Origin of the sequence: Pseudomonas sp. TWP3-1, from assembly GCF_049896625.1 — a bacterium.
Classification (GTDB): Bacteria; Pseudomonadota; Gammaproteobacteria; order Pseudomonadales; family Pseudomonadaceae; genus Aquipseudomonas.
The window spans coordinates 90,367-116,485 of record NZ_JAFCUQ010000014.1 but is presented as its reverse complement, the minus strand read 5'-3'; the positions used below and the strand labels follow the sequence as shown (position 1 = coordinate 116,485).

Below are 26,119 nucleotides of genomic sequence, written 5' to 3'. Positions count from 1 at the left end.
CTGGCTTGCCAGCGATGAGGCCCTCACAAGCAACACATAAACAGCATCTGTACCCGAGCACTTAACGCGCTGCCTGCCTGGGCAACGCGGTTCCATAAAAACAACAGCGAGGTGAAAGCATGTCTGGCAATCGTGGTGTGGTGTATCTCGGCGCGGGCAAGGTCGAAGTACAGAAAATCGACTATCCGAAAATGCAGGATCCGCGCGGCAGGAAGATTGAGCACGGCGTCATCCTGCGTGTGGTTTCAACCAATATCTGTGGCTCCGACCAGCACATGGTGCGCGGCCGTACGACGGCGCAGACCGGTCTGGTGCTGGGCCATGAAATTACCGGCGAAGTGATCGAAAAAGGCTCCGACGTCGAGAACCTGAAAATCGGCGATCTGGTTTCCGTACCGTTCAACGTGGCTTGCGGGCGCTGCCGTTCCTGCAAAGAGCAGCACACCGGCGTCTGCCTGACCGTCAACCCGGCCCGTGCCGGCGGTGCTTATGGCTACGTCGACATGGGCGACTGGACCGGTGGCCAGGCCGAATACGTGCTGGTGCCGTACGCCGACTTCAACCTGCTGAAGCTGCCGGATCGCGACAAGGCCATGGAGAAAATCCGCGACCTGACCTGCCTTTCCGACATTCTGCCAACCGGTTACCACGGCGCAGTGACTGCTGGCGTTGGTCCGGGCAGTACCGTTTACATCGCTGGTGCCGGCCCGGTCGGTCTCGCCGCTGCGGCGTCTGCACGGCTGCTTGGTGCGGCGGTGGTGATCGTTGGTGACGTCAATACCATCCGCCTGGCGCATGCCAAGGCGCAGGGTTTTGAAATTGTCGACCTGTCCAAAGACACACCGCTGCATGAACAGATCGCTGCGTTGCTGGGCGAGCCTGAGGTCGATTGCGCGGTGGACTGTGTTGGCTTCGAAGCGCGTGGCCATGGTCACGATGGCGTGAAATCCGAAGCGCCGGCCACCGTACTCAACTCGCTGATGGGCGTGGTGCGTGTCGCCGGCAAGATCGGTATCCCGGGCCTGTACGTGACCGAAGATCCGGGCGCTGTGGACGCCGCCGCGAAAATGGGCAGCCTGAGCATTCGCTTTGGTCTCGGTTGGGCCAAATCCCACAGCTTCCACACCGGCCAGACGCCGGTGATGAAGTACAACCGCCAGTTGATGCAGGCGATCATGTGGGACCGGATCAACATTGCCGAAGTGGTGGGCGTACAGGTCATCAGCCTCGATCAGGCGCCGGAAGGCTATGGCGAGTTCGACGCGGGCGTGCCGAAGAAGTTTGTGATTGATCCGCACAAGTTGTTTAGTGCGGCGTAAGCGTTTCCAAATAAAACGGCGCCGTTAGGCGCCGTTTTACATCCGTACAAAGTAAAGGCATCAGGGCTACATCATTTCATTCGGGACGCACACTTGCTGCCTGCATTCCTTTTTGCCCTTTCTCCGCGATATAACTGACAGCTTGCCCCTCCTTCAAACTTTTGAATCCATCCGCGTCAATGGCCTTGAAATGAACAAAAAGATCATCGCCTCCATTTTTCGGAGTGATAAATCCAAAGCCTTTTTCGTCATTAAACCACTTGACGGTACCGCTCTCTCTTTCACCTGACATGTTCGTGCTTCCCGAGTCGATTATTAAGTTAGTTAAAACATCACAGCAGTTCAGAAGATTTGAGGGGGATCGGGTATGTCCTCTTCTTGCGCCAGTTTTATGTCTACGGCGTAAAACTGGTAGTTGTCACCACGCACAAGGTCATAAGTGACCTTCTGCCCCGCTTTGATATGTTTGATGATCGGATCGTCCGGGCTAATGCAAAAGATGATCGGCGGGATGTCCGGGTCAAGCGGTTCATTGCGCTGTACGCATTGCTTTTCCATCACCGTATCTCCTATTGAATTGTCCGGCGGCTGTTCCTCGCTATTTTTGAGTCTTAAACGCAATCTCACCATATTCCAGGTGTTTCATTCTGGTAACTGTCAGATCTGACAGGTTTTAGGAGTGGTTTGAATTAAGCGGCGAGCTATTTATAAGTTCTGGAAATAAACCGGGTATTTCAGGCCGATCCATGTCGGCTGCCACGCAGCACCACGCTGTTTGGAACATGTCGCTGAGTGTCCGGTCAAATCGGCAGCTTCATCGCCCATTGCGCGGCGGTAATCACGCTATATATGCACGTCACAAGAGGATGTCTGAATGAAGATTTCACGCGGTTTTGCCCTGGCATCGCTTCTGACTCTGGCCGCCGGCCCGGTCTTCGCCGGTTTCAACCTGAACGATGTGGCGAACGCGGTATCGGGCATGCAGGGTGGCGACAAGGCGGCTGCCGCAGCACCGACGTCGGAAACTGCGGGTCTGTTGAGCGCGCTGAGTGCGCTGGACGTTACGCCGCAGCAAGCGGTGGGTGGCACCAGTGCCATGTTGGGGCTGGCGAAGAACCAGCTCAGCAGCACCGACTATTCGCAACTTGCCAAAGAAGTGCCGGGCATCGACAAGCTGTCGGGTGGTGGCGGTAATCTTGCGGCGTTGAGCGGGCTGCTCGGTTCTTCGGGCAAGTCCGCCGGGCTGGAAAACGCTCTGGGCAACGTCAAGGACACCAATGACCTGAACAGTGCCTTCAGCGCGCTGGGCATGGACAGCGGAATGATCGGCCAGTTTGCCCCGGTGATCCTGCAATACCTCGGTCAGCAGGGCGTTGGCGGTACGCTGTTGCAAAGCCTCGGCAGCATCTGGGGCACTGGCACTGGCAGTTGATTCAGAGGCGCTCGCCTAGTAATTCGGTAATGCGCTGATCTTTGAGGGTCCAGAGCTGGTTGACCCAGTTCTGGACCTGCTTGCGAAACTGCGGATCATTTTCGTAATCGCCCTGCCACAGCGCCGGGTCCAGCTCGCGGGTCTGGATGTCGATGATCACTCGGGGCACTGCGCCGCTGATCAAGTCCCAGAATCCCGGAATGTTTTGCTGTGGATAAACCACTGTTACGTCGAGAACAGCGTCCAACTGCTCACCCAGCGCTGCCAATACGAACGCCACGCCACCTGCCTTGGGCTTGAGCAAATATTTGAATGGCGACTGCTGCTGAGCGCTTTTCGCTGCGGTGTAGCGCGTACCTTCCAGATAATTCACCACCGTCACTGGCTGACGCTTGAACAGCTCGCAAGCGGCTTTGGTGATCTGCAGATCCTTGCCGGCCAGCTGCGGGTGTTTCGCCAGAAACGCCTTGCTGTAGCGCTTCATGAACGGGTAGTCCAGCGCCCACCAGGCCAGCCCGAGAAACGGCACCCAGATCAGTTCTTTCTTGAGGAAGAACTTGAAGAACGGCGTGCGCCGGTTGAGGGTCTGGATCAGCGCCGGAATGTCGACCCACGACTGATGGTTGCTGATTACCAGATACGAGGTGTCGCCACGCAGATCGTCGCCGCCGCGAATGTCCCATTGGGTCGGGATGCACAGGCGGAAAATCAGCTTGTCGATTTCTGCCCAGGTCTCGGCAATCCACATCACCGCGCCGGAGGCGTAATCACGCCAGCGGCCGGGGGCGAGCAGTTTGAGCAGGGCGAATACCAGCAACGGCCCGATCAGGATCAGGGTGTTGAGCAGCAGTAAAAAGGTGACAAAACAGCCGGTGAGCAGGCGGCGCATAAGCAACTCTTTGAAATCGGATGGCGCGCCATGATAAGCAGCTTCAGGCGACAGGCCAAATCGGCGCTGACGAATGTTTCACCTTTGCACAGCTATTCTTGGCGGAACGCCATTCACCTGTGGCGAGGGAGCTTGCTCCCGCTGGGCTGCGCAGCGGCCCCTGATCCATTTACAACAGTGCAACGCGAATTCAGGTTTTACGACGACTGCGTCGCCGAGCGGGAGCAAGCTCCCTCGCCACAAAGGTTAGCTGTGAACCAACTATCGTGTTTTTTCGCGGTCTAGAATTCGGCGCCGAGCCCACTCTCTCAGGAAGCCCCTTACGTGAAATCCCTCTTTGCACTGCTTGCCCTGGTGACCCTGCCGGTCATGGCCGCCGAGCCGACGCTATACGGTCGTTACGAATACATCGCGCTGCCGGAAATCGGCGGTGAAGTGCTCAAGGCGAAAATGGACACCGGCGCACTGACCGCCTCGCTGTCGGCCAAGGATATCGAGACCTTCACCCGCGATGGCGAAGACTGGGTGCGGTTCCGCCTGGCCACCAAGGATGCGAGCAACAAGGTCTACGAACACAAAGTCGCGCGGATCAGCAAGATCAAGAGCCGCTCCGACGAGGACGATGAAGAGCGCGACAGCGCCGATCCTGCCAAGCGTCCGGTGGTCGATCTGGAGCTGTGTCTGGGCAACGTCAAGCGTACGGTTGAGGTCAATCTGACCGACCGCAGCCACTTCAACTATCCATTGCTGATCGGTGCCAAGGCCTTGCGTGAGTTTGACGCAGCAGTCAATCCGGCCCGTCGTTATACCGCCGATAAGCCGGACTGCTAAGTGGTCTCATTGACGTAACGCCGGGCTTGGGGCACCGTTCGCGCACTTAACCACGGGCTCGGACGCCATGCCGCATATCCTGATTGTCGAAGACGAAGCGGCGATTGCCGACACGCTGATTTTTGCCTTGCAGGGCGAGGGCTTTACCACGACGTGGGTGAGCCTCGGCGCGGCGGCGCTGGAGCATCAGCGCCAGACCCCGGCCGACCTGATCATCCTCGACATCGGCCTGCCGGATATCAGCGGTTTCGAAACCTGCAAACAGCTGCGGCGCTTCAGCGAAGTGCCGGTGCTGTTTCTCAGCGCGCGGGATGCCGAGATCGACCGCGTGGTCGGTCTGGAGATCGGCGCTGACGACTATGTGGTCAAACCGTTCAGCCCTCGCGAAGTTGCGGCGCGGGTTCGCGCGATTCTCAAACGCATGGCGCCGCGAGCGCTGGCCGAAACGTCATCAGCGCTGTTTCGCATCGACGCCGAGCGGGTGCAAATCAGCTATCGCGGGCAGGTATTGACCCTGACCCGGCATGAATTCCGTCTGCTGCAATGCCTGCTCGAACAGCCAGAGCGGGTGTTCAGCCGCGAACAATTGCTCGATGCATTGGGCGTGGCGGCGGATGCCGGGTACGAGCGCAGCATCGACAGCCACATCAAAAGCCTGCGCGCCAAGCTGCGGTTGGTGCGCGCCGAAGCCGAGCCGATCCAGACCCATCGTGGCCTCGGTTACAGCTACAGTCCGGGGCACAGCTGATGTCGCTCGGGCTGCGGATTTTCCTCGTTTACGTGCTGTTCATCGGCCTGACTGGCTACTTTGTGCTCAACACGGTGATGGAAGAAATCCGCCCCGGCGTGCGACAGTCCACCGAAGAAACCCTGGTCGACACCGCCAACCTGATGGCGGAAATCCTGCGTGACGATTTCAAGGCCGGCACCCTCAGCGCGAACCGCTGGCCGCAGTTACTGCGCGCGTATGGCGAGCGCCAGCCACAGGCGACGATCTGGGGCTTGCCGAAAAATCAGGTCAATCACCGCATCTACGTCACCGACGCCAAGGGCCGCGTGGTGCTGGATTCCAGCGGCGTCGCAGTCGGTCAGGACTATTCGAAGTGGAACGACGTCTACCTGACTTTGCGTGGCGAGTACGGCGCACGTTCCAGTCGCAGCGATCCCGACGACCCGAATTCCTCGGTGATGCACGTCGGCGCGCCGATTCGTGACAACGGCCAGATCATCGGCGTGGTGACGGTGGCCAAACCCAACAGCTCGCTGCAGCCCTACGTTGATCGCACCGAACGGCGTTTGCTGGCGTATGGCGCCGGGCTGATCGGCCTCGGTTTGTTGTTCGGCGCGTTGCTTTCATGGTGGCTGAGCCGGGCGCTGCACCGGTTGACCGGTTACGCCCAAGCCGTCAGCGAGGGTCGCCGGGTCGAGGTGCCGCACTATCGCGGCGGGGAACTGGAGCAGCTCGCGACAGCGGTTGAGCAGATGCGCACGCAGCTCGAAGGCAAGGCTTACGTCGAGCGCTACGTGCACACGCTGACCCACGAGTTGAAAAGTCCGCTGGCGGCGATTCGCGGTGCGGCAGAGCTGTTGCACAGTGAAATGCCGCTCGCTCAGCGCCAGCGCTTTGTCGGCAACATCGACAGCGAAAGTGTGCGGATGCAGCAGTTGATCGAGCGACTGTTGAATCTGGCGCAAGTCGAGCAACGTCAAGGGCTGGAAGAGCGCGTCGCGGTGCCGTTGATGGTGCTGGTTGATGAGCTGTTGCAGGCGCAGATGGCGCGGATTGAAAGCAAGCAGTTGCGGGTGGAGCAGAATATTTCCACGGATCTGCTGCTGATCGGCGAGCCGTTCCTGCTGCGTCAGGCGCTGGGTAATCTGCTGGAGAACGCGCTGGATTTTACCCCGGCTCAAGGCTTGCTGCGCTTCTGTGCCGAGCGGGTTGGTGAGCAGATCGAGTTGCGGTTGTTCAACCAAGCGGCGGCGATTCCTGATTACGCCTTGCCGCGTCTGAGCGAACGCTTCTACTCGCTACCGCGTCCCGACAGTGGCCGTAAGAGCACAGGGCTTGGTCTGAACTTCGTCGAAGAAGTGGTCAAGTTGCACGGTGGTTCGATGCGCATCGGCAATGTCGAGGGTGGCGTTGAAGTGATATTGCGCTTGCCCTGAGACCGAGGCGCGGCCATCGCGGGCAAGCCACGCTCCCACAGGGAAATGTGCCGCTCCACACAATCTCCATGTTTCCCCCATAAAACTCCCACATACGCCGCACAGACTCGCCCCATCGAAACAGGGAGAGTCCCATGAACAAAAGTCTGACGATAAAACTCGGGGCCATTGCCCTGCTGATTCTGCTGTTGCTGGTGCCGTTGCTGATGATCGACGGTGTCATTGATGAACGCCAGCAACTGCGCGATGGGGTGCTTGAAGACATTGCCCGCAGTTCCAGCTACAGCCAGCAGGTGAGCGGGCCGGTGATGGTGGTGCCGTATCGCAAAGTGGTGCGGACCTGGAAAATCAAAGAAAAAACCGACAAGCGTTACCAGGAGATCAGCGAGGAGCGCGGGCGTCTGTACTTCTTGCCGGAGCGCTTCGAACTGGATGGCAAGGTGCAGACCGAACTGCGCGCACGTGGTATCTACGAGGCTCGGCTGTTCCATGCCGACACCCGCATCAACGGGCATTTCTCGCTGCCGGCGCAATTGGGCATCAAGGAAGATTTTGCCGATTACCAGTTCGACGCGCCGTTTCTCGCGGTCAGCATCAGCGACATTCGCGGGATCGAAAACGCCCTGAAACTCGAAGTGGATAGTCAGCGCCTGGACTTCGTGCCGGGTACTCAGGTGGCCTGGCTCGGCGAAGGTGTGCGGGTAATGTTGCCGGCGCTGGACACCAGCAAAGCTACGCAACTGCCGTTCGGTTTTGATTTGCGCCTGCAAGGGACCGGCACATTGCAGGTGCTGCCGGTGGGCAAGACCAGCAGCGTGAACCTTGAAGCCAATTGGCCGCACCCAAGTTTTGTCGGCAACTTTCTGCCGGCCAAGCGTGAGATTACCGATCGGGGTTTCAGCGCCAATTGGCAGACCTCGTTCTTCTCCACCAACCTGCAAGAAGCGATGAACCGCTGCGTGGCGGGAGACTGTGATGCATTCAATGGCCGTAGCTTTGGTGTGAGCTTCATCGATCCGGTGGATCAGTATCTGAAGAGCGACCGCGCGATCAAATATGCGTTGCTGTTCATCGTCCTGACGTTCGCCGGTTTCTTCCTCTTTGAGGTGCTGAAAAGCCTCGCGGTGCACCCGGTGCAATATGCGCTGGTGGGCGTGGCGCTGGCGTTCTTCTATCTGCTGCTGTTGTCGCTGTCGGAACACATCGGTTTCGGCCCGGCGTATTTGCTGTCGGCGAGTGGTTGTGTGTTGTTGATCGGGTTCTATGTCTGCCACGTGCTGCACAGCGTGCGCCGCGGTTTGAGTTTTTCGGCGGGGCTGGCGGCGTTGTATGGTCTGCTCTACGGCTTGTTGAGTGCCGAGGATTACGCGCTGTTGATGGGCTCGCTGCTGCTGTTCGGGTTGCTGGGTGTGTTCATGGTGCTGACGCGCAAACTTGACTGGTACGGGATCGGGCAGAAGCCGGCCGAGCAGTTGGAGTTTGATATTGGAGCGGTGCAATGAGCCGGGTAGGGCTGCGCGAGGATCGGCGAGAGGTTGAGGTGTTGGTGACGCTGATTTTTTCGGTGTTACCGGCGGAACCGAGGTGGTGCCATCGCCAGCAGGCTGGCTCCCACAGGGAGACGCGTTCCAATGTGGGAGCCGGCTTGCCAGCGATGAGGCCCGAACAGCCGACCTAGACCTTGGGCATTGTCGCAATCATCGAAGGCCGCTGGCTCACTTCAAAGAACCAGTTGGCCAGATTCGGGTTGGCCTCGCGCCAACCCAGATCCGGAAAGCGCAGATCCAGATAACCCAGCGCACAGGCCACACTGATTGCCGCGACGTCGAAATGGCTAGTCAGTTCGGCAATCGCATCGTGCTCAAGCAGGGCGAGGGCGCGGCGGATCTTCTCGCGCTGGGCTTCCAGCCATTCGTCCCAGTGCTTTTCCGGGGCGCGCAGGACTTGTTCGTAACGCACTATCACCGAAGCGTCCATGATCCCGTCGGCCATCGACGCCAGAGTCAGGCGCCGCCAGCGCGCCGAGCCTTCGCGCGGTATCAGCGGATTGCCGACATGCTGGTGGTCGAGGTAATCGAGGATGACCCGGCTGTCATGGATGACATTGCCGTCGGCCAGGCGCAGGGCCGGGATCTTGCCCAGCGGGTTGTCCTGATTCAGCGACGCGACCGGGCTGACCGGGCTGAGCACGCAGTCCTGCAGGGCGACGCGATCCTGCTGGCCGGTCTCGTGCAACATCACTACGACTTTGCGCACGAATGGCGAGAGGGTGTTGTGGTACAGGGTCATGCTGGGGGCGGACATGGGCATTCCTCGGCAGTCATCAAAGTGCTGGGGCTTAGGCTAGTCAGAAGCTGCATGGCTGGCGAGGGATTTGATGATGACTTTGAGATCGCCATCGCGGGCAAGCCACGCTCCCACAGGGATCGAGTCGGCCAGCATCTTTGTGCACAACCCGGTACCTGTGGGAGCGTGGCTTGCCCGCGATGAGGCCCATCCAGACAATACAAATCTCAGCGCCGCTGCAACAAACCGCGCAACGCGATGGCTGTCGGGACGCCGAGTCCAACCCAGCTCAACCCATCCCAGAGCCCGTCGCCCAACAGCGCCGCAAACAACCCCGCCGCACTCAGCAGTGCAATCACCAGCGGCGTGCTGAAAACTTTCCAGAAACTCGACTGACGCGGCTTCATGCACGAGCCTCCGCCGTTTCCAGCACAGGCTTGGCCGCTCTGCGCCGCACTACCCACAAATACACGCCGCTACCCAAAACGATGATGGTCAGCACATCCAGCGTGGCCCAGAGGATTTTCATCGGCATGCCGCCGTAATCACCGAAATGTAGCGGCTGCGACATGCCCATCGCGTCCATGTACCACGGCCGCTCCGCCACCGCGGTGACCTTGAGCGTGCTGGCGTCGATCAGCACCGGCGTCAGCAAGTGCGAGGTCAGGTGCGTGCCGCCCTTCATGAACACCGAGTAATGGTGTTCGCTGGAAAAGCGTGTGCCGGGGAAAGCGATAAAGTCCGGCTTCATGCCGGGTGCGACTTCGCCGGCGATCTCCAACACACGGGTGGCTGGCGCCAGATGCGTCAATGGCGGTACATCGCGGTAGGGCGCAATCAAGGTATTCAACGCATCGTTGCGCCATGCAGCGATCAACAAATCGGCGCAGGCGCTGATTACTCCCGTGACGCCGACCACCAGTGCCCAAGTCAGTGTTACTACACCAATCAGGTTATGCAGGTCGAGCCAGCGCAGGCGGGTGGATTTGTCCTGGCGCACGGTACCGAACTTCAAGCGGCGCATGAACGGCAAGTACAGCACCGTCCCCGACACAATCGCGATCACAAACAGCAAACCCATGAATGCCAGCAACAACTTGCCCGGCAGCCCGGCGAACATGTCCACGTGCAGACGCAGGATGAAAAGCATCAGCCCGCCATTGGCCGAAGGCATTTCCAGCGCTTCACCGGTACGCGCATCGAGCATGAAGGTGTGCGACGAGTTCGGTTCGGTGCCGGCGGTTTTCGCCATGATCGTCAGGACGGCGTTCGGCTCGTCGTCTTCGAAGCCGAAATACTGTACGACGTCGCCAGGGCGATATTTTTCCGCTGCCTCGACCAGTTGCGCCAGATTCAGATGCGGCGTATCGGCCGGCATCTCGCGCAACTCCGGCGCATCACCGAGCAAATGCTCGATCTCGTGATGGAAGATCAGCGGCAGACCGGTCAATGCCAGCAGCAGCAAAAACACGGTGCAGATCAGGCTGGTCCAGGTGTGGATGAACGACCAGCGACGGATTGTTTTACTTTTCATTTCATGACCTTCAAAAACACCAAAGCCGTCCACGGAGGACGGCCAGGTGACGATGCGTATTTCAGCTCAGTCGCTTACCACTTGTACGTGGCGCTGGCGACGACACTGCGCGTGTCGCCGTAGTAGCAGTAGAAGCTGTCGCAGGTGGAAATGTATTCCTTGTCCAGCAGGTTGGTGGCGTTGAGTGCCAGCGACGCGCCTTTGAGGCTGTTGTCCAGACGGCCGAGGTCGTAATGCACGGCGGCGTCGAACACGGTGTAAGCGTCAGCCTTGCCCAGCCAGGTGTTGGCCTTGTCGCCGTAGGTGTTGCCGGTGTAACGCGCGCCGGCGCCGATGCCGAAGCCGTCGAGCACGCCGTTATGCCAGGTGTAATCGGCCCACAGCGAGGCTTGTTGATTGGGCATCAGTTGCAGGCGATTGCCCTTGTCGGTGCCTTTCTGCACTTCGGACTTGGCCAGGGTGTAGGCGGCAATGATCTTCAGGTTGTCGGTGACGTCGGACACCGCTTCCAGTTCCAGACCTTTGACTTTGACTTCGCCGGTCTGGCTGGTGATCGACACGCCGTTGACGAAGTTACTGACCGAGACGTTTTTCTGGGTCAGGTCATACACCGCAGCGCTCAGCAATGTTTTGCTGCCAGGTGGCTGGTACTTGATGCCCAATTCCCACTGCTTGCCTTCGGTTGGCTTGAGCGAGCCTGTGGAAGTGGCGTCAGCGCCGGTGGTTGGCTGGAACGACTCGGCGTACGACAGGTACGGCACGAAACCTGAGTCGAACACGTAGCTGAGCGCCGCGTTGCCGCTGAAGGCCTTGTCGCGCTCGGTGTTAGTTGCATCGCCCTTGTTGATGAATTGAGTGCTGGTGTGCACCCAGTCTTCCCGCCCGCCGAGGGTCAGACGCCATTGGTCGAGAGCCATCTGGTCCTGCACATACAGGCCAGTCTGGAAGGTCTTCTGGTTGTAATCGTAGAACGCGGTCGAGCGCGCCGGCCGCACGATTGGCTGGCCGTAGATCGGGTTGACTACGTTGGTGGTCAGGCCGTCGCCAAAGATCGAGGTGTAGTTGGTGTTGCTGCGCTGGTGGTCCAGCCCCAGCAACAAGGTGTGACGGATATCGCCTGTGGCGAAGTCGGCCTGGAAGTGGTTGTCGACCGCGAACTGGCTGATGTCTTCGTCGACGCTGGTGCTGGTGCGACCGACGTTGCCTTGGTCATCCACCTGGGTGAATGGATAGGAGCCTGGCGTCAGCGACTGGAACGACAGATCCGACTTGGTGTAACGCAGGTTCTGCTTGAACTGCCACGTATCGTTCAAACGATGTTCGAACGCATAGCCCAGCGCGTAGTAAGTACGGTCGTAGTATTCCCAGTCCGGATCACCGAGGTTTTTGTGGTGAGAAACCTTGCCGAACGGCATGTCGATCTTGGTGCCCTGCACCGGCAGGAACTGGCTGGTTATGCCGGTATCGTCGCGGGTGAACTGGCTCAGCAGAGTGAATTTGGTGTCTTCGTTGATGTTCCAGGTCAGGCTCGGCGCGATGTTGTAGCGCTTGTTGTCGACGTGGTCGACCTGAGTGCCGCTGTCACGCACTACGCCGCTGATACCGTAGAGAAACTGCCCGGCATCGTCGATCTTGCCGGTGCTGGCGAAGTTGATCTGGCGGTGGTTGTCGCTGCCGTATTGCAGCTGGATTTCACTGCTCTGCACGTCACTTGGACGGCGGCTGACCATGTCCAGCAAGCCGCCCGGCGGGGTCTGGCCGTACACCGACGAGGCCGGGCCACGCAGCAGGGCGAGGCGGTCGAGGTTCCAGGTTTCCTGTTTCGGGTTGGCGTACACGCCTTTGGGCAGCGGCAGGCCGTCGAGGAACTGGGTCGGTTCGAAGCCACGCACGCGCAGCCAGTCGGCGCGAGTATCGCTGCCGTAGCTGCTGGCGGTGATGCCCGGCATGTAGCGCACTGCATCGTCGAGGCTGTGTACGCCACGGTCTTCCATTTGCTGGCGGGTGGCGACCGAGATCGAACGCGGTGCTTCGACCAGCGCGGTGTCGGTCTTGCTGCCGGCGGCGGTGCGCGTGGCGGTGTAGCCTTCGACCGGGCTCCATGCGGTTTCAATGTTTTCTACGCCAATCACCGAAGTTTCCGGCAGCGCCATCACGCCGTCCGGCACGGCGACCAGGGTGTAAGTCCCGGCACTGCTTTGTTCCAGTTGCAGACCCGTGCCACGCAGAGCAGCGCGCAGGGCGCCGACGGCATCGTATTGGCCGTTGACCGCCGCCGAAGTCTTGCCAGCGGCCAGCGCCGGGTTCAGCGACAGCGCGAGGCCGCCCTGACTGGCGATCTGGTTCAACGTGGTCGACAGCGGAGCCGCCGGCAGGTTGTAGGCGCGCACGCTCGACGCCTGTTCAGCGGCGATCAGTTGGCTGCTGACCAGCGGGGTGCTGAAGGCAATGGCGACCGCCAGCAAACTGGGGCGCAACAAGGTGTCTAGCGAACGGGACATACGGCGGCTCCTGAATGGAAATATTTCTCAATTGCCTGTGTGCCGGATGAGAATCAAAAAGTGATAGGGGCTGGATGAAAATTATTTCCATTACCTGAAATCTATAACTGTGGTGAGGGAGCTTGCTCCCGCTAGAGCGCGAAGCGGTCCCCCGCAGTTATTCAATAAAATTGCATTGGCTGGTTTGCGGCGACTTCGTCACCGAGCGGGAGCAAGCTCCCTCGCCACAGGGATTGATCAGCTTCAGGGCTTAGTGTCGGCTTTGGCCACGGTCACCCACCATGGTGTGTGCCGTTCAATCTGTACCGGCAGAGTCGGGAGCAGGGCGCTCAGCGCTTTGTCGGTGTCGTGCAGCGGGAAGCTGCCGGTGATGCGCAGATCAGCCACTTCCGGCGCAATCCCCAGATGCCCGCGCCGATAGCGGCCGAGTTCGTGCACAAGGTCTTCCAGTCGTGCGTTGTCGACCACGAGCATGCCGCGCGTCCACGCGTCGGCGCCGGGATTGAGTGCCATGACCGACTCCAGGCCGTTGTTGCGGATCAGCACTTGCTGGCCTTCGCGCAGGATTTGCTCGTGCGGATTGGCTTGCGGATGCGCCGCCACTGCTGATTTCAAAACGCTCAGGCGCGTGCCGGCGTCTTCGCGTTTGACCAGGAATCGCGTACCCAGCGCGCGCATGCTGCCTTCGGCGGTTTCGACGATGAATGGCCGGGCATCGCCATGAGCGGTTTCGATGAGGATTTCACCTTCCTGCAACACGATCAGCCGTTGCTTGTCATCGAATCGCACGTCCACGGCGCTGTGGGTATTGAGGTTGAGTACGGTGCCGTCGGGCAGGCGTAGGGTGCGCTGCTCGCCAGTGGCGGTGCGCTGGTCGGCGAGCCAGTAATCCAGCGGCAGATAACGATCTCCGGCAAACAACGCCAGACCGATCACCGCGACCACACTGGCGACACCGTTGCCAATGGCCCGCACCCGCCGCCGAATACCTTCGCGCGATTGCAGCAATGCACTGCGCGCCGGGCCGTTGGCCACGCTGAAGCGTTGATCGAGCATGCCCAACTGACGCCAGGCGCGGGCATGTTCTTCATGCGCCGCGTGCCACTTGGCAAACTCCTCGCGCTCTAGCGGACTGCTCGAATCGAGGGTCAGCTGCCAGGCAATCGCTGCGTCCAGCACATGCGCCGGAACCGGTCTGGAGCTGGCCGGGGTCATGTCGGCTCGCCGTACAGGGCGATGTAGCACTGACGAATGCCTTGCGCCAGATACTGGCGCACGCGCGGCACTGACACGCCGAGCTTATCGGCGATCTCGGCATGGCTCAGGCCGTCGAGACGGTTATAAAGGAAAGCCGCGCGGGCCTTGGTCGACAGTTTGCCGAGCATACGGTCGATGGCTTTGAGGTCCTCGAGGATCAATTGCTGTTGTTCCACCGACGGCTGCTCGCCTTCGGGGATCAGCATCAGTTCGGTGAGATAAGCCTGTTCCAGCGCGGCGCGGCGGAAGTAATCGAACAGCAGACCTTTGGCGATCGCCACCAGAAAGGCCCGTGGTTCGCGCGGGGTGAGCAGTTGATCGCGGCCGAGCAGGCGCACGAAGGTGTCTTGGCTCAGGTCTTCGGCACGTTGCGGGCACGCCACGTTGCGCCGCAACCAGCCCAGCAGCCAGCCGCGATGGTCGCGATAAAGCGCACCGACGAGCTCACTGTGGGGGCTTGGGACTGACGACACCAGACGCACCGATTGGGAAATGTTAACCAACGAGAATTGTTCGCGATTCTGGCAGAGGTGGGAATGGTTAGCAATTGGCCACTGGTCGGGTGGTGCCCGAAGGCGGACCCTCACCCCAGCCCTCTCCCTCCGGGAGAGGGGGCCGACCGAGGTGTCTTGCGCTATACATCGACCTGAAAGGCCGAGGCGATTATGGATTCGGTAAAGAACGTTCAGGTCGACGTATTTCTGAAGCATCCCCCAATCGGCTCCCTCTACCTCTGGGCGGTCCGACGTTTCGGGAGGGTTGGGGTGAGGGTTTCTTTTGACCTAGAACGATGGCGCCTCACGCCGACGCTTCCACTGACTCAACCGCTGCTGCAACGCCAGCGTACTGAAAATCTGCTGCTGCCGAGCCCGATTAAACAGAATCAAAGCCAGTTCAGCCGTCGCCAGCGCATCCGCACTCGCGTTATGCCGCTCGAACACCTCAAGTTTGAACCACCCAATCCACTCATCCAGCCCCGCCTCACGAATCTGCGCCTGCGGACAAACCAGCGGGGCAATATCCGCCACATCCAGAAAAACCTGCTGCAACTTGTGCCCCAGATGTTCCTTCATTGCGCGCCCAAGCATGTGCTGATCAAACGGTGCATGAAACGCCAGCACCGGGCTGTCGCCGATAAACTCCAGCAACTCGACCAGCGCCTCTGCCGGTTCGCTGCCGGCAGCAATTGCATTCGGTCCCAACCCGTGGATCAACACACTCGGGCTGAGTTTCAACTCATGACATTGCAGGGTGCGTTCGAACTGCTGGCTGAAATCAATCGCCCCGTCCTCGATCACCACGGCGCCAATCGACAGCACGCGATCCTTGTTCAAATTCAGCCCGGTGGTTTCCAGATCGAGCACCACCCAGCGCTGTTCGCGCAGACTGCAATCGCTCAAGCCGCTGATCACTGGCAATTGCGTCAGTCGTTTTTGCAGGTCTTGCGCCACCACCGGGCCGGCCGGGCGCAGCCAGGAAAACAGGCTCACAGTTGATACCGCAAAGTAAGGCTGCTCTGCAGGCGTTGGGCCTGACGCAAAGATTCGCGCAGGATGCGTCGGTCCAGATGATTGAGGCTGTCGGGATCGACGCGGTTCGAGTACGGCAGGTTTTCCCGAGTCTGCAATTGATGTTGCTGCATACGCGTCTGCTGGATGAAGTGGTAAGCCTCTTCATACGCCGCGCCGTCGAGTTTTTCGATGACCTGTTTATCCACCAGTTGGCGGAAGCGTTCGAGGGTGTTGTTGGCGTCGATGCCGTTCGCCAGTGCGAGCAAGCGTGCGCCGTCGACAAACGGCGTCAGACCCTGCGTCTTCAGATCCATGGTGGCTTTATCGCCGTTCTTGCGCGTCAGCACGAACTCGCGGAAACGCCCAACCGGCGGGCGATTACGCAGCGCATTGTCGGCCATCATGCGTTGGAACAAACGGTTATCGCCGACCTGATCAAGAATGCCCCGGCGTAATTGCGCACAACCTTGCTCGTCACCCCAGACCACGCGCAGATCGAAATAGATGCTCGAGGCCAGCAAATTCTCCGGAGTCGCCTCGCGGATAAACGCCGCGAAACGTCGCGCCCATTCTGCACGCGACAGGCACAGTTCCGGGTTGCCGGCCATGACGTTGCCCTTGCAAAGAGTGAAGCCGCACAACGCCAGGCTCTGATTGATCTGCTGCGCGATTGGCAGCAGCTTGCCGCGAATCTCCGCGGCATGCGCCGCGTCGCGTGCTTCAAACAAAATGCCGTTGTCCTGATCGGTGTGCAGCGTTTGCTCGCGCCGGCCTTCGCTGCCGAAAACCAACCAACTGAATGCCACGCCGGGGTCGCCTTTTTCCGCGAGGGTCAGTTCGATCACGCGGCACACGGTGTGGTCGTTGAGCAGGGTGATGATGTGGGTGATCTGCGTCGAAGACGCGCCGTGCGCGAGCATGCGCTCGACCAGTTGGCCGATCTCGCCGCGCAGGGCCACCAATTGTTCAACCCGTTGCGCACTGCGAATGGTCCGTGCCAGATGCACCAGGTCAATCCGTTGCAGCGAGAACAGATCCCGCTCGGAGACCACGCCGCACAGGCGTTGATCCTTGACCAGGCACACATGCGCGATGTGCCGTTCGGTCATGGCAATCGCCGCGTCAAACGCGCTGTGATCCGGTGTCAGGTAGAACGGCGCATGGGTCATGTGGCGTTCAATCGGCTGGTTGAAATCGCCAACGCCTTCAGCCACCACATGCCGCAAATCGCGCAGAGTGAATATCCCCAGCGGCGCTTTATTCTCATCCACTGCGACAATGCTGCCGACCTGCTGCTCGTGCATCAGCTTCACTGCTTCACGCAGTGGCGTATCCGGGCTGCACGTCACGGGATGACGCATGGCCAATTCGCCGAGACGGGTGTTCAGCGAGTATTGAGTGCCGAGGGTTTCCACGGCTTTCTGCTGCACTTGCTGATTAACCTGATCGAGCAGGCTGCTGACCCCGCGCAGGGCGAAGTCGCGGAAGCTGTTGGACAGCGCGAACAGTTTGATGAACGCCAGTTTGTTCAGTTGCAGGCAGAACGTGTCTTCACCGGCAAGATGCTCAGTCCGAGTCGCACGTTCGCCAAGCAACGCAGCGAGCGGAAAGCATTCGCCGGTGGTGATCTCGAAAGTGGTTTCGTTTCCGCCCTTGGCGGTATGCGGACGTTCACCGACCACCCGGCCCTGTTTGACGATATAGAAGTGCTCGACCGGGCCGTCGGCGGGTTTGATGATGCTCTCGCCCTGGCCGTAGAAACGCATCTGGCATTGCTCCACCAGATAGGCGAGGTGGGCATGTTCCATCTGATTGAACGGCGGGAAGCGCTGGAGGAATTGCAAAGTGCCCTGAATGTTCTGCAATACCGCGGTTTTCCCTGCCTGTGTGAAGGCGTCCGCTTTACTCATAACCATTACCGCAGTCTTTTTCGAATTATTGTTGTCCGATCGTTGCAGCCATGGTCGGCCCCATCGAGCGGGGTGCCCATTGGACGTAAGTCTAGGTAGGGGGTACCGCCGGGTAGTTTTCGGAGATGCCCTACGCGCGCAGTCGGAAATTCTCCAGTTCAGCCCCTTGGAAAATTATCCGACGAAGTGCACATTGAAGCTCTGCTTAGCGATGTCTGACCACTGTGCTAGGGGATTGAATTGGTTATTTAGAGAACGCCATGTCCGACCACGATATTTTGAGCGACGCCGAGCGTGCTGCGCTCAGCGCCGTCATGCTGGAGCCCGACCTCCCGCCGCAGCGCGTCCTGATTGTCGATGATGATAAGGACGCCCGCGAGTTGCTGGCGGAGATTCTGGCGCTGGACGGTATTCGCTGCATGACGGCAGCCAGTGGCGAGACCGCGCTCAAGATGTTGGCCGAGAAGCCTTCAATCGGTTTGGTGATCACTGATTTGCGCATGGGCAATATTGGTGGGCTGGAGTTGGTTCGTGAAGTGCGTGAGTCGGTGCGGGCTGCGCTGCCGATCATCATTGTCTCGGGTGATGCGGACGTGAAGGACGCGATTGCGGCGATGCATTTGAGTGTGGTGGATTTTATGTTGAAGCCGATTGATACGGTGAAGTTGCTTGGCCTGGTCAAACATGAACTAGGGATTGAGCCTTAAGCCAAAGCCCCTCACCCCAGCCCTCTCCCGGAGGGAGAGGGGGCCGACCTAAGTGTCTGCAGAGTGACATCGACCTGAAATGTCGCGGGTGAATATAGATCTCAAACGCAATAGAGATTGGCTCCCTTTCCCCCCTCGCCCCCTTGGGGGAGAGGGCTGGGGTGAGGGGGTAAGATCTCAGCCACACCACAAATGCCAAACGCACACAAAAAAAGCCCTGATCCGCAAGATCAGGGCTTTTTCGTGTCCGGCATCAGCGCAAGTTACAAGCCGTTGGCAGCCTTGAACTCACGACGCCGACGGTGCAACACCGGCTCGGTGTACCCGTTCGGCTGCTTCGTACCTTCGACAACCAACTCGACCGCCGCCTGGAAGGCGATGTTGCTGTCGAAGTTCGGGGCCAGCGGACGGTACAGCGGGTCGTTGGCGTTCTGCCGATCGACCACCGGCGCCATGCGCTTGAGGCTTTCCATCACTTGCGCTTCGGTCACGATGCCGTGGCGCAGCCAGTTGGCGATGTGCTGGCTGGAGATACGCAGCGTTGCACGGTCTTCCATCAGGCCGATGTCGTTGATATCCGGCACCTTTGAGCAACCCACGCCTTGGTCGATCCAGCGCACCACGTAACCGAGAATACCCTGAGAGTTGTTGTCCAGTTCGTGCTTGATCTGCTCTGGCGTCCAGTTCGGGTTGACCGCCAGCGGAATGGTCAGGATGTCATCGACCGAAGCGCGTGCACGTTTGGCCAGTTCGGCCTGACGCGCGAATACGTCAACCTTGTGGTAATGCAGCGCATGCAGCGCGGCGGCGGTCGGCGATGGAACCCAGGCGGTGTTGGCGCCGGCCAATGGATGCGCGATTTTCTGTTCAAGCATCGCAGCCATCAGATCGGGCATGGCCCACATGCCTTTACCGATTTGCGCACGACCTTGCAGGCCAGTGCTCAGGCCGATATCGACGTTCCAGTTCTCATAGGCGCCGATCCACTTCTCCGCCTTCATGTCCGCCTTGCGCACCATCGGGCCGGCTTCCATGGAGGTGTGGATTTCGTCGCCGGTGCGGTCGAGGAAACCGGTGTTGATGAACACCACGCGCTCGCTGGCGGCCTGGATGCACGCCTTGAGGTTGACCGTGGTGCGGCGCTCCTCGTCCATGATCCCGACTTTCAGGGTGTTGCGCTTGAGGCCGAGCACGTCTTCGATGCGACCGAACAACTCGTTGGTGAACGCCGCTTCTTCCGGACCGTGCATTTTCGGTTTGACGATATAGACCGAGCCGGTACGGGTGTTCTTGCGTGAGGTGTTGCCGTTGAGGTTGTGCATGGCCGCGAGGCAAGTGATCAGACCGTCGAGAATGCCTTCCGGCACTTCGTTGCCGTGCTTGTCGAGGATCGCGTCGATGGTCATCAGATGACCAACGTTACGCACAAACAACAACGAACGGCCGTGCAGGGTCACTTCACTGCCATCGACGGCGGTATAAGTGCGGTCCGGGTTCATGGTGCGGGTGAAGGTCTGGCCGCCCTTGGATACGGATTCCGCCAGATCGCCCTTCATCAGGCCGAGCCAGTTGCGGTAGATCACCACTTTGTCGTCGGCATCGACGGCAGCCACGGAGTCTTCGCAGTCCATGATGGTAGTCAGCGCCGCTTCCATCAGGATGTCTTTGACGCCGGCAGCGTCGGTCTGGCCGACCGGGGTGCTGGCGTCGATCTGGATTTCGAAATGCAGGCCGTTGTTTTTCAGCAGGATCGCAATCGGGGCATTTACGTCGCCCTGGAAACCGATCAACTGAGCGTCGTTGCGCAGGCCGCTGTTGCTGCCGCCCTTAAGGGTTACAACCAGTTTGCCGTCAGCGATTTTGTAAGCGGTGGAATCAACGTGCGAGCCGGCAGCCAATGGCGCGGCTTCGTCGAGGAAGGCACGGGCGAAAGCGATGACTTTGTCGCCGCGAACCTTGTTGTAGCCTTTGCCCTTTTCCGCGCCACCGTCTTCGCTGATCGCGTCGGTGCCGTAGAGCGCGTCGTACAACGAACCCCAGCGGGCATTCGAAGCATTCAGGGCGAAGCGTGCATTCATTACCGGTACGACCAGTTGCGGGCCGGCAGTGCGGGCGATTTCGTCATCGACGTTCTGCGTGGTTGCCTGGAAATCAGCCGCTTCTGGCAGCAGATAACCGATCTCTTGCAGGAAGGCTTTGTAGGCCACGGCGTCGTGGGGTTGACCGGCACGGGATTCGTGCCAGCCGTCGACACGGGCCTGGAAGTCATCGCGTTTGGCGAGTAGGGCTTTGTTCTTTGGCGCCAGGTCGTGAATGACCTTGTCGGCACCTTCCCAGAATTTGTCGGCGGTGAGGCCGGTACCGGGAATGGCTTCGTTGTTCACGAAGTCGAACAGGACTTTGGCGACCTGCAGGCCACCGACTTGAACGTGTTCAGTCATTGCTTGCCTCACTCTGCTCAGCTATTGCGCTTTTCAGCTCTTCAATTTTGACAATGAAGCCTCTGGCCATTTAAACCACAAACCCCTCGACCAGTACATGCCATTGCTGGCGGCTGGGCTAGGTCCAATCAACGGCTTGAGGGCCTTCTGACGGGGCTTTCAGGGTTGCGAATGTGCCTTGGGCAGACATCGATCCGGCGTTATGTAGTGCTTGCTGCGGCATACTACATGATGAGTTGCGGTTGTGAAAATCAGACTAATAACGTCGTTCTGCGACCCCATGACGCATTGCGGTCACGGCGCGGAACGGGATGTTCTCAAAAAACCAATGGATTGTTCCAGTTAAATATAAAAAGTTGTACACGATTTGCGATTTCACGCGTCTGCGGCCGCGCGCCGAACGCTTGCCTATACTCATCCTTCTATAACAAAAGTCATGACAAGAGGGCTGCGCCATGGATCATCTCGTACTCACGGTCTTCGCTCCGGACAAGCCGGGGCAGGTCGAGCGCATCGCCCAATGCATCGCCGAACATGGCGGCAACTGGCTGGAGAGTCGCATGTCGCGGATGGCCGGGCAGTTCGCCGGGATTCTGCGGGTGGGCGTACCGGCGGAGGCTTACGACGAATTAGTCGATGCCTTACAAGCGCTGTCGGCGCATGGCATCCGCGTGCTGATTGCCGAGAGCGGCATCGAACAATCCTGCACCTGGAAACCGATCGCCATGGAGTTGGTGGGGAATGATCGTCCGGGAATTGTGCGCGATATCACCCGGCTGCTGAGTGAGCAGGGGGTCAATCTCGAAAGACTGGTGACCGAAGTGCGTCCCGCGCCGATGAGCAGCGAGCCGCTGTTCCACGCCGAGGCAATTCTGGCGGTGCCGCTGACGCTGTCGCTGGACGTGCTGCAAGCGCGCCTGGAAACCTTGGCCGATGATTTGATGGTGGAATTGGTGCTGCGCACCGAGGTTTAGCAAGGATCAGGTTATCCAGTTTTAACGTGCACCTGCCTGTGGATAACCTGTAGAGACTACCCGCCAGGCCATGTGCGCCGTGGCTTGGCGATGACTGATCAAAAAACCGCCAGCATTCAACGACTTGCGCACAATCGCCGGGGATCACGCTGTGGATAACCTTGGGGTGAAACGCTGCAAGCCACGAGAACCGTGGCTTGCGAAGGTTTGTGCATTTTTTGATCAGCTGCGGCGGCGCAAACTTATCCACGCATCGACGCTGTACACCGCGAGACCGGCCCAGATAAAGATGAATGCGACCAGTGTGCTGGACGACAAATGCTCATCGAACAGCAGCACGGCTTGCAGCAACACTAGGGTCGGCGCCAGGTATTGCAGGAAGCCGATGGTGGTGTAGGGCAGGTGCCGCGTTGCGGCGTTGAAGCACACCAGCGGCACGAGAGTCACCGGGCCGGCGGCGACCAGCCACCACGCTTCGGAGGTGGTCCAGAATTCAGCCTGCGCACTGGTGGCACTCGGGTTGAACAGCAACCACGCCACGGCAATCGGCACCAACATCCAGGTTTCGACGACTAACCCGGGCAACGCCTTGACCGGCGCCTGCTTGCGGATCAAACCGTAGAAACCAAAAGTCAGCGCCAGCACCAGCGACACCCACGGCAGACTGCCGACTTGCCACACTTGCTGCGCCACTCCAACCGCCGCCAGGCCTACCGCGATCCACTGCATCCGGCGCAGGCGTTCGCCGAGGATCAACATCCCCAGCAACACGTTGACCAGCGGATTGATGTAGTAACCGAGGCTCGCTTCGAGCATGCGCCCGTTGTTCACCGACCAGACGTAAGTCAGCCAGTTGGCCGCAATCAAGGTGCCGCTCAGCGCAAGAACAGCCAGACGTTGCGGGTTCTCTCGCAGCTCCCGCCACCACCCCGGATGCTTCCACACCATCAGCAACAACGCGCCAAACAGCGCCGACCAGAGTACGCGGTGGATGATTATTTCTACCGCCGGCACTTCGGCGATGGCTTTGAAATAGAGCGGGAACAGGCCCCAGATGATGTAGGCACTCAGGCCCAGAATGTACCCGCGACGCGGGTTGGCGGCTTGCATGCAGAATCCTTGCTTAGGCAACTAACAAAGCAGCGATTGTAAGGAGGTTGTATAGATGTGTCGTGTCAGAAAACAAAAAGATCGCAGCCTTCGGCAGCTCCTACAGGTTCAATGTAGGAGCTGCCGAAGGCTCGGGCCGCGTTCGGACGATCTTTTGATCTTGAAAATTAAAACAGTTTCAGCGGTTCTTCGTTGAGTGCCGAGAGTTGCTCACGCAACGCCAGCACCTGATCGCCCCAATAGCGTTCGGTACCAAACCACGGAAAGCTGTGCGGGAACGCCGGGTCATCCCAACGGCGCGCCAGCCACGCGCTGTAATGCATCAGACGCAACGCACGCAGCGGTTCGATCAACGCAAGTTCACGCGGGTCGAAGTCGTGAAATTCGTTGTAGCCATCCATCAATTCCGACAACTGTCCGAGACATTCCTGACGGTCGCCGGCGAGCATCATCCAGATGTCCTGCACGGCCGGACCCATCCGGCAGTCGTCGAGGTCGACGATGTGGAACATCTCGTCGCGGCACATCATGTTGCCGGGGTGGCAATCGCCGTGCATGCGGATGTTCTGGTGCGGGGTGTTGGCGTAGACGTCTTCGACGCGTTTGAGCAGGTCGCGGGCGACCGACTCGTAAGCCGGCAGCAGGCTCTTGGGGATGAAATTGCCTTCGAGCAAGGTGTTCAGCGAGGCATGCCCGAAGTTCTGCACGGCGAGCGCTTCGCGGTGTTCGAACGGACGCGTCGCGCCGACCGCGTGAATGCGCCCGAGCAACTGGCCGAGGCGATACAGCTGATCAAGATTGCCCGGCTCCGGCGCGCGGCCACCACGACGCGGAAACAGGGTGAAGCGAAAACCGGCGTGTTCGTGCAGGGTCTCGCCGTTGTGAATCAGCGGCGCCACTACCGGGATATCGACGTCGGCCAATTCGAAGGTGAACTTGTGTTCTTCCAGAATGGCGTCGGTGGTCCAGCGTTGTGGACGGTAGAACTTGGCGATCAGCGGTTCGGAGTCTTCGATGCCGACCTGGTAGACGCGGTTTTCGTAGCTGTTGAGCGCCAGAATGCGCGCGTCACTCAGGAAGCCAATGCTTTCAACGGCATCGAGCACGAGATCTGGGGTGAGGGTTTCAAACGGATGGGCCATGCTGACTCCTGCGCGCAGCAGGCTGCCGCGTCCGGCCCGGCATGGTAGCGCAGATGGCAGCAGCAGAGGTGGTTGGTGTCTGTACCAACGCTATCGCTGGCAAGCCAGCTCCCACAAGGTATCGCGCAAAAACCTGTGGGAGCTGCGGTGCGACGATTCGACTTGCCAGCGATGAGGACCGGTCAGGCGCCGACGATCCCGCCATCTTCACGGGAAATCGCCATCACCGAAGAGCGCGGCTTACCATTCGGCAGATGCTCCGGAAAGGTCGATCCACCGTTCTCCCCCGGATGCTGAATCCCGACAAACAGCGTTTTGTAATCCGGTGAGAAACTGATCCCGGTGACTTCACAACCCACCGGCCCGACCATGAACCGGCGAATCTCACCGGTCGCAGGATCCGCGCAGAGCATCTGGTTGTTGCCCATCCCGGCAAAGTCCCCGGCATTGCTCGAATCGCCGTCAGTCAGAATCCACAGACGCCCAGCCTTGTCGAAGCCCAAACCGTCCGGGCTGTTGAACATGTTCTGCGGCGTGATGTTTTTCGATCCGCCCTTCGGCGTACCGGCATGCACGCCCGGGTTACCCGCGACCACAAACAGATCCCAGGCAAACGTCTTCGACGCGTGATCGTCGCGGTCAGTGCGCCAGCGCAGGATCTGCCCGTAGACGTTTTTCTCGCGCGGGTTCGGGCCGCCGACCGGTTGGCCGTCTTCACCGCGCTTGGCGTTGTTGGTCAGGGTGCAATAAACCTGGCCGTCCTTCGGGCTGACCACGATCCACTCCGGGCGGTCCATGCGCGTGGCGCCCACCACACTGGCGGCGAGGCGCGCATGGATCAGCACTTCGCCCTGATCGGCGAAACCGCTGCTGGCGTCGATGCCGTTCTTGCCGTGGGTCAGTTCGATCCACTGGCCCTGGCCTTTCGGGTGATCGGGGTTGCTGTCGCCATTGTCGAACTTGGCCACGTACAGCGTGCCATGATCGAGCAGGTCGCGGTTGGCCTTGGCGTTGCGGTGGTTGATGCGGTCGCGGCTGATGAATTTGTAGATGAACTCGCCACGCTCGTCGTCGCCCATGTACACCACGGCGCGACCGTCGTCGGTCTCGGCCAGTGCGGCGTTTTCATGTTTGAAGCGGCCCAGCGCGGTGCGTTTGACCGGGGTCGATTGCGGATCGAACGGATCAATCTCGACCACCCAGCCGTGACGATTGAGTTCGTTGGGATTCTTGGCCATGTCGAAACGCGGATCATGCGGGTGCCAGTTGATCTCGCGGCTGGCGACCGAGACGCCGTAGCGTTTCTGCGCCGCGTCAAATTGCTGCTGGGCGTTGCTGCTGCCGAAGCAATCGGTGAAGTTCTCTTCGCAGGTCAGATAAGTGCCCCACGGCGTCTTGCCGTTGGCGCAGTTCTGGAACGTGCCGAGGACTTTCTTGCCGTGTTTGTCGGCGCTGGTTTTCATCAGATCGTGGCCGGCGGCCGGGCCACTGATGCGCAGCGGCGAGTTACCGTGGATGCGCCGGTTGTAGCGCGAGCCCTGCACGAATTGCCACTGGCCATTCCTGCGCTGTACTTCGATCACCGACACGCCTTCACAGGCCAGCGCCTTGCGTACGTCTTCGGCCGATTGCGGCATGCCGCCGTGCGGGTAGAGGTAGCGATAGTTGGTGTATTCGTTGTTGATCGCCATCAACGCGCGGTTTTTTTCGCCGGGGAATTCGAACAGGCTCATGCCGTCGTTGTTGTCGCCGAACTGCACTTCCTGTGCGGTCGCGGTGCCGTTGCCGCTCGGGTCGAACGCCGGGCCGTTCTTTTGCAGCGGTTGGCCCCAGCTGATCAGCACCGAAGATTTGTAGCCCTTGGGCAACGTGATGGTGTCAGTGGTGGCGGCCGCGATGCTGTCGAAACCCAGCAGACGGCTGTTGCCGGCGCTGACGCTGGCGGCCAGTACGCTACGGCTCAACAGGTTGCCACCGAGGAACATTGCGGCACCGCACAACGCGCCGGCGCTGATGAAACCGCGACGGCTGAGGCCGACCATTTTTTCCAGGTCAGTCGATTGGTTTTCTTCTAATAGGCTCACATCAGGCTCCCTGCATGGTTTTGGG

23 protein-coding genes are annotated in these 26,119 nt (G+C 59.8%); 8 read left to right on the top strand and 15 right to left on the bottom strand.

The features are described from left to right. The first annotated feature begins 119 nt into the window (after positions 1–119). A complete protein-coding gene (gene fdhA, locus ACP7BN_RS19385; RefSeq protein WP_102685723.1) occupies positions 120–1,319 on the top strand; it encodes a formaldehyde dehydrogenase, glutathione-independent in 1,200 nt (399 codons plus the stop codon). Between the two features lie 76 nt (positions 1,320–1,395). On the opposite strand, the gene ACP7BN_RS19380 is transcribed toward fdhA, so the two are convergent. Together ACP7BN_RS19380 and ACP7BN_RS19375 are read right to left on the bottom strand one after the other, a co-directional pair. After that, entirely contained in the window at positions 1,396–1,611 is a 216-nt protein-coding gene (locus ACP7BN_RS19380) for a cold-shock protein (protein WP_426205685.1), read from the bottom strand. Between the two features lie 50 nt (positions 1,612–1,661). Then, the gene (locus ACP7BN_RS19375; RefSeq protein ID WP_426205684.1) at positions 1,662–1,877 is read right to left on the bottom strand and encodes a hypothetical protein; all 216 of its coding nucleotides are present in this window, start codon (positions 1,875–1,877) and stop codon (positions 1,662–1,664) included. Positions 1,878–2,193: 316 nt separating this feature from the next. On the opposite strand from ACP7BN_RS19375, the gene ACP7BN_RS19370 reads away from it, so the two are divergent. Continuing rightward, positions 2,194–2,751 (top strand): DUF2780 domain-containing protein, encoded by a 558-nt coding sequence (locus tag ACP7BN_RS19370; protein WP_426205683.1) that lies wholly within the window; start codon positions 2,194–2,196, stop codon positions 2,749–2,751. 1 nt (position 2,752) lies between these two features. On the opposite strand, the gene ACP7BN_RS19365 is transcribed toward ACP7BN_RS19370, so the two are convergent. Next, on the bottom strand, positions 2,753–3,640 hold the full coding sequence (locus ACP7BN_RS19365) for an acyltransferase (protein ID WP_426205682.1): 888 nt from the start codon (positions 3,638–3,640) through the stop codon (positions 2,753–2,755). Between the two features lie 324 nt (positions 3,641–3,964). Here ACP7BN_RS19365 and ACP7BN_RS19360 point away from each other — a divergent pair, with 324 nt between their 5' ends. The 4 genes from ACP7BN_RS19360 to creD all read left to right on the top strand — a co-directional run bounded on the left by ACP7BN_RS19360 (position 3,965) and on the right by creD (position 8,139). Further along, entirely contained in the window at positions 3,965–4,471 is a 507-nt protein-coding gene (locus tag ACP7BN_RS19360) for an ATP-dependent zinc protease (RefSeq protein ID WP_426205681.1), read from the top strand. Between the two features lie 67 nt (positions 4,472–4,538). After that, the gene (gene creB, locus ACP7BN_RS19355) at positions 4,539–5,219 is read left to right on the top strand and encodes a two-component system response regulator CreB (protein WP_426205680.1); all 681 of its coding nucleotides are present in this window, start codon (positions 4,539–4,541) and stop codon (positions 5,217–5,219) included. Next, positions 5,219–6,637: a two-component system sensor histidine kinase CreC gene (gene creC, locus ACP7BN_RS19350; RefSeq protein ID WP_426205679.1), complete on the top strand. Its 1,419-nt coding sequence runs from the start codon at positions 5,219–5,221 to the stop codon at positions 6,635–6,637. Before creB ends, creC begins: the two co-directional genes overlap by 1 nt. Positions 6,638–6,771: 134 nt before the next feature. Continuing rightward, complete coding sequence (creD, locus tag ACP7BN_RS19345; RefSeq protein WP_426205678.1) at positions 6,772–8,139, top strand: cell envelope integrity protein CreD; 1,368 nt, start codon at positions 6,772–6,774, stop codon at positions 8,137–8,139. Positions 8,140–8,311: 172 nt separating this feature from the next. On the opposite strand, the gene ACP7BN_RS19340 is transcribed toward creD, so the two are convergent. From ACP7BN_RS19340 to ACP7BN_RS19305, 8 genes are all read right to left on the bottom strand, one after another. Then, positions 8,312–8,941, bottom strand: coding sequence for a glutathione S-transferase family protein (locus ACP7BN_RS19340; RefSeq protein WP_426205677.1), 630 nt, complete (start codon positions 8,939–8,941; stop codon positions 8,312–8,314). A gap of 209 nt (positions 8,942–9,150) precedes the next feature. Further along, positions 9,151–9,330, bottom strand: a complete 180-nt coding sequence (locus ACP7BN_RS19335; protein ID WP_426205676.1) for a hypothetical protein — start codon at positions 9,328–9,330, stop codon at positions 9,151–9,153. Then, on the bottom strand, positions 9,327–10,457 hold the full coding sequence (locus ACP7BN_RS19330) for a PepSY-associated TM helix domain-containing protein (protein WP_426205675.1): 1,131 nt from the start codon (positions 10,455–10,457) through the stop codon (positions 9,327–9,329). The genes ACP7BN_RS19335 and ACP7BN_RS19330 overlap by 4 nt, the downstream gene beginning before the upstream one ends. A 74-nt stretch (positions 10,458–10,531) precedes the next feature. Beyond that, a complete protein-coding gene (locus tag ACP7BN_RS19325; RefSeq protein WP_426205674.1) occupies positions 10,532–12,958 on the bottom strand; it encodes a TonB-dependent siderophore receptor in 2,427 nt (808 codons plus the stop codon). Positions 12,959–13,201: 243 nt separating this feature from the next. Then, a complete protein-coding gene (locus tag ACP7BN_RS19320; RefSeq protein WP_426205673.1) occupies positions 13,202–14,173 on the bottom strand; it encodes a FecR family protein in 972 nt (323 codons plus the stop codon). Continuing rightward, on the bottom strand, positions 14,170–14,688 hold the full coding sequence (locus tag ACP7BN_RS19315) for an RNA polymerase sigma factor (RefSeq protein WP_420647522.1): 519 nt from the start codon (positions 14,686–14,688) through the stop codon (positions 14,170–14,172). The genes ACP7BN_RS19320 and ACP7BN_RS19315 overlap by 4 nt, the downstream gene beginning before the upstream one ends. A 309-nt stretch (positions 14,689–14,997) precedes the next feature. After that, positions 14,998–15,705: a 3'-5' exonuclease gene (locus ACP7BN_RS19310; protein ID WP_426205672.1), complete on the bottom strand. Its 708-nt coding sequence runs from the start codon at positions 15,703–15,705 to the stop codon at positions 14,998–15,000. Next, positions 15,702–17,642, bottom strand: coding sequence for a putative nucleotidyltransferase substrate binding domain-containing protein (locus ACP7BN_RS19305; protein WP_426205671.1), 1,941 nt, complete (start codon positions 17,640–17,642; stop codon positions 15,702–15,704). The genes ACP7BN_RS19310 and ACP7BN_RS19305 overlap by 4 nt, the downstream gene beginning before the upstream one ends. Positions 17,643–17,896: 254 nt before the next feature. Here ACP7BN_RS19305 and ACP7BN_RS19300 point away from each other — a divergent pair, with 254 nt between their 5' ends. Then, positions 17,897–18,343: a response regulator gene (locus ACP7BN_RS19300; RefSeq protein WP_426205670.1), complete on the top strand. Its 447-nt coding sequence runs from the start codon at positions 17,897–17,899 to the stop codon at positions 18,341–18,343. A gap of 263 nt (positions 18,344–18,606) precedes the next feature. Here the strand turns inward: ACP7BN_RS19300 and ACP7BN_RS19295 are convergent, their stop codons facing one another. Next, a complete protein-coding gene (locus ACP7BN_RS19295) occupies positions 18,607–20,784 on the bottom strand; it encodes a malate synthase G (protein WP_426205669.1) in 2,178 nt (725 codons plus the stop codon). 455 nt (positions 20,785–21,239) lie between these two features. On the opposite strand from ACP7BN_RS19295, the gene ACP7BN_RS19290 reads away from it, so the two are divergent. After that, positions 21,240–21,758 (top strand): glycine cleavage system protein R, encoded by a 519-nt coding sequence (locus tag ACP7BN_RS19290; protein WP_420647247.1) that lies wholly within the window; start codon positions 21,240–21,242, stop codon positions 21,756–21,758. 222 nt (positions 21,759–21,980) lie between these two features. Here the strand turns inward: ACP7BN_RS19290 and rarD are convergent, their stop codons facing one another. From rarD to ACP7BN_RS19275, 3 genes are all read right to left on the bottom strand, one after another. Then, positions 21,981–22,868 (bottom strand): EamA family transporter RarD, encoded by an 888-nt coding sequence (gene rarD / locus ACP7BN_RS19285; protein ID WP_420647246.1) that lies wholly within the window; start codon positions 22,866–22,868, stop codon positions 21,981–21,983. A 167-nt stretch (positions 22,869–23,035) separates the two neighbouring features. Then, positions 23,036–24,010 carry a serine/threonine protein kinase gene (locus tag ACP7BN_RS19280; protein ID WP_420647245.1) on the bottom strand — a complete coding sequence of 325 codons (975 nt, stop codon included), beginning with the start codon at positions 24,008–24,010 and terminating at the stop codon, positions 23,036–23,038. 182 nt (positions 24,011–24,192) lie between these two features. Then, on the bottom strand, positions 24,193–26,094 hold the full coding sequence (locus ACP7BN_RS19275; RefSeq protein WP_420647244.1) for a PhoX family protein: 1,902 nt from the start codon (positions 26,092–26,094) through the stop codon (positions 24,193–24,195). Positions 26,095–26,119 lie beyond the last annotated feature (25 nt).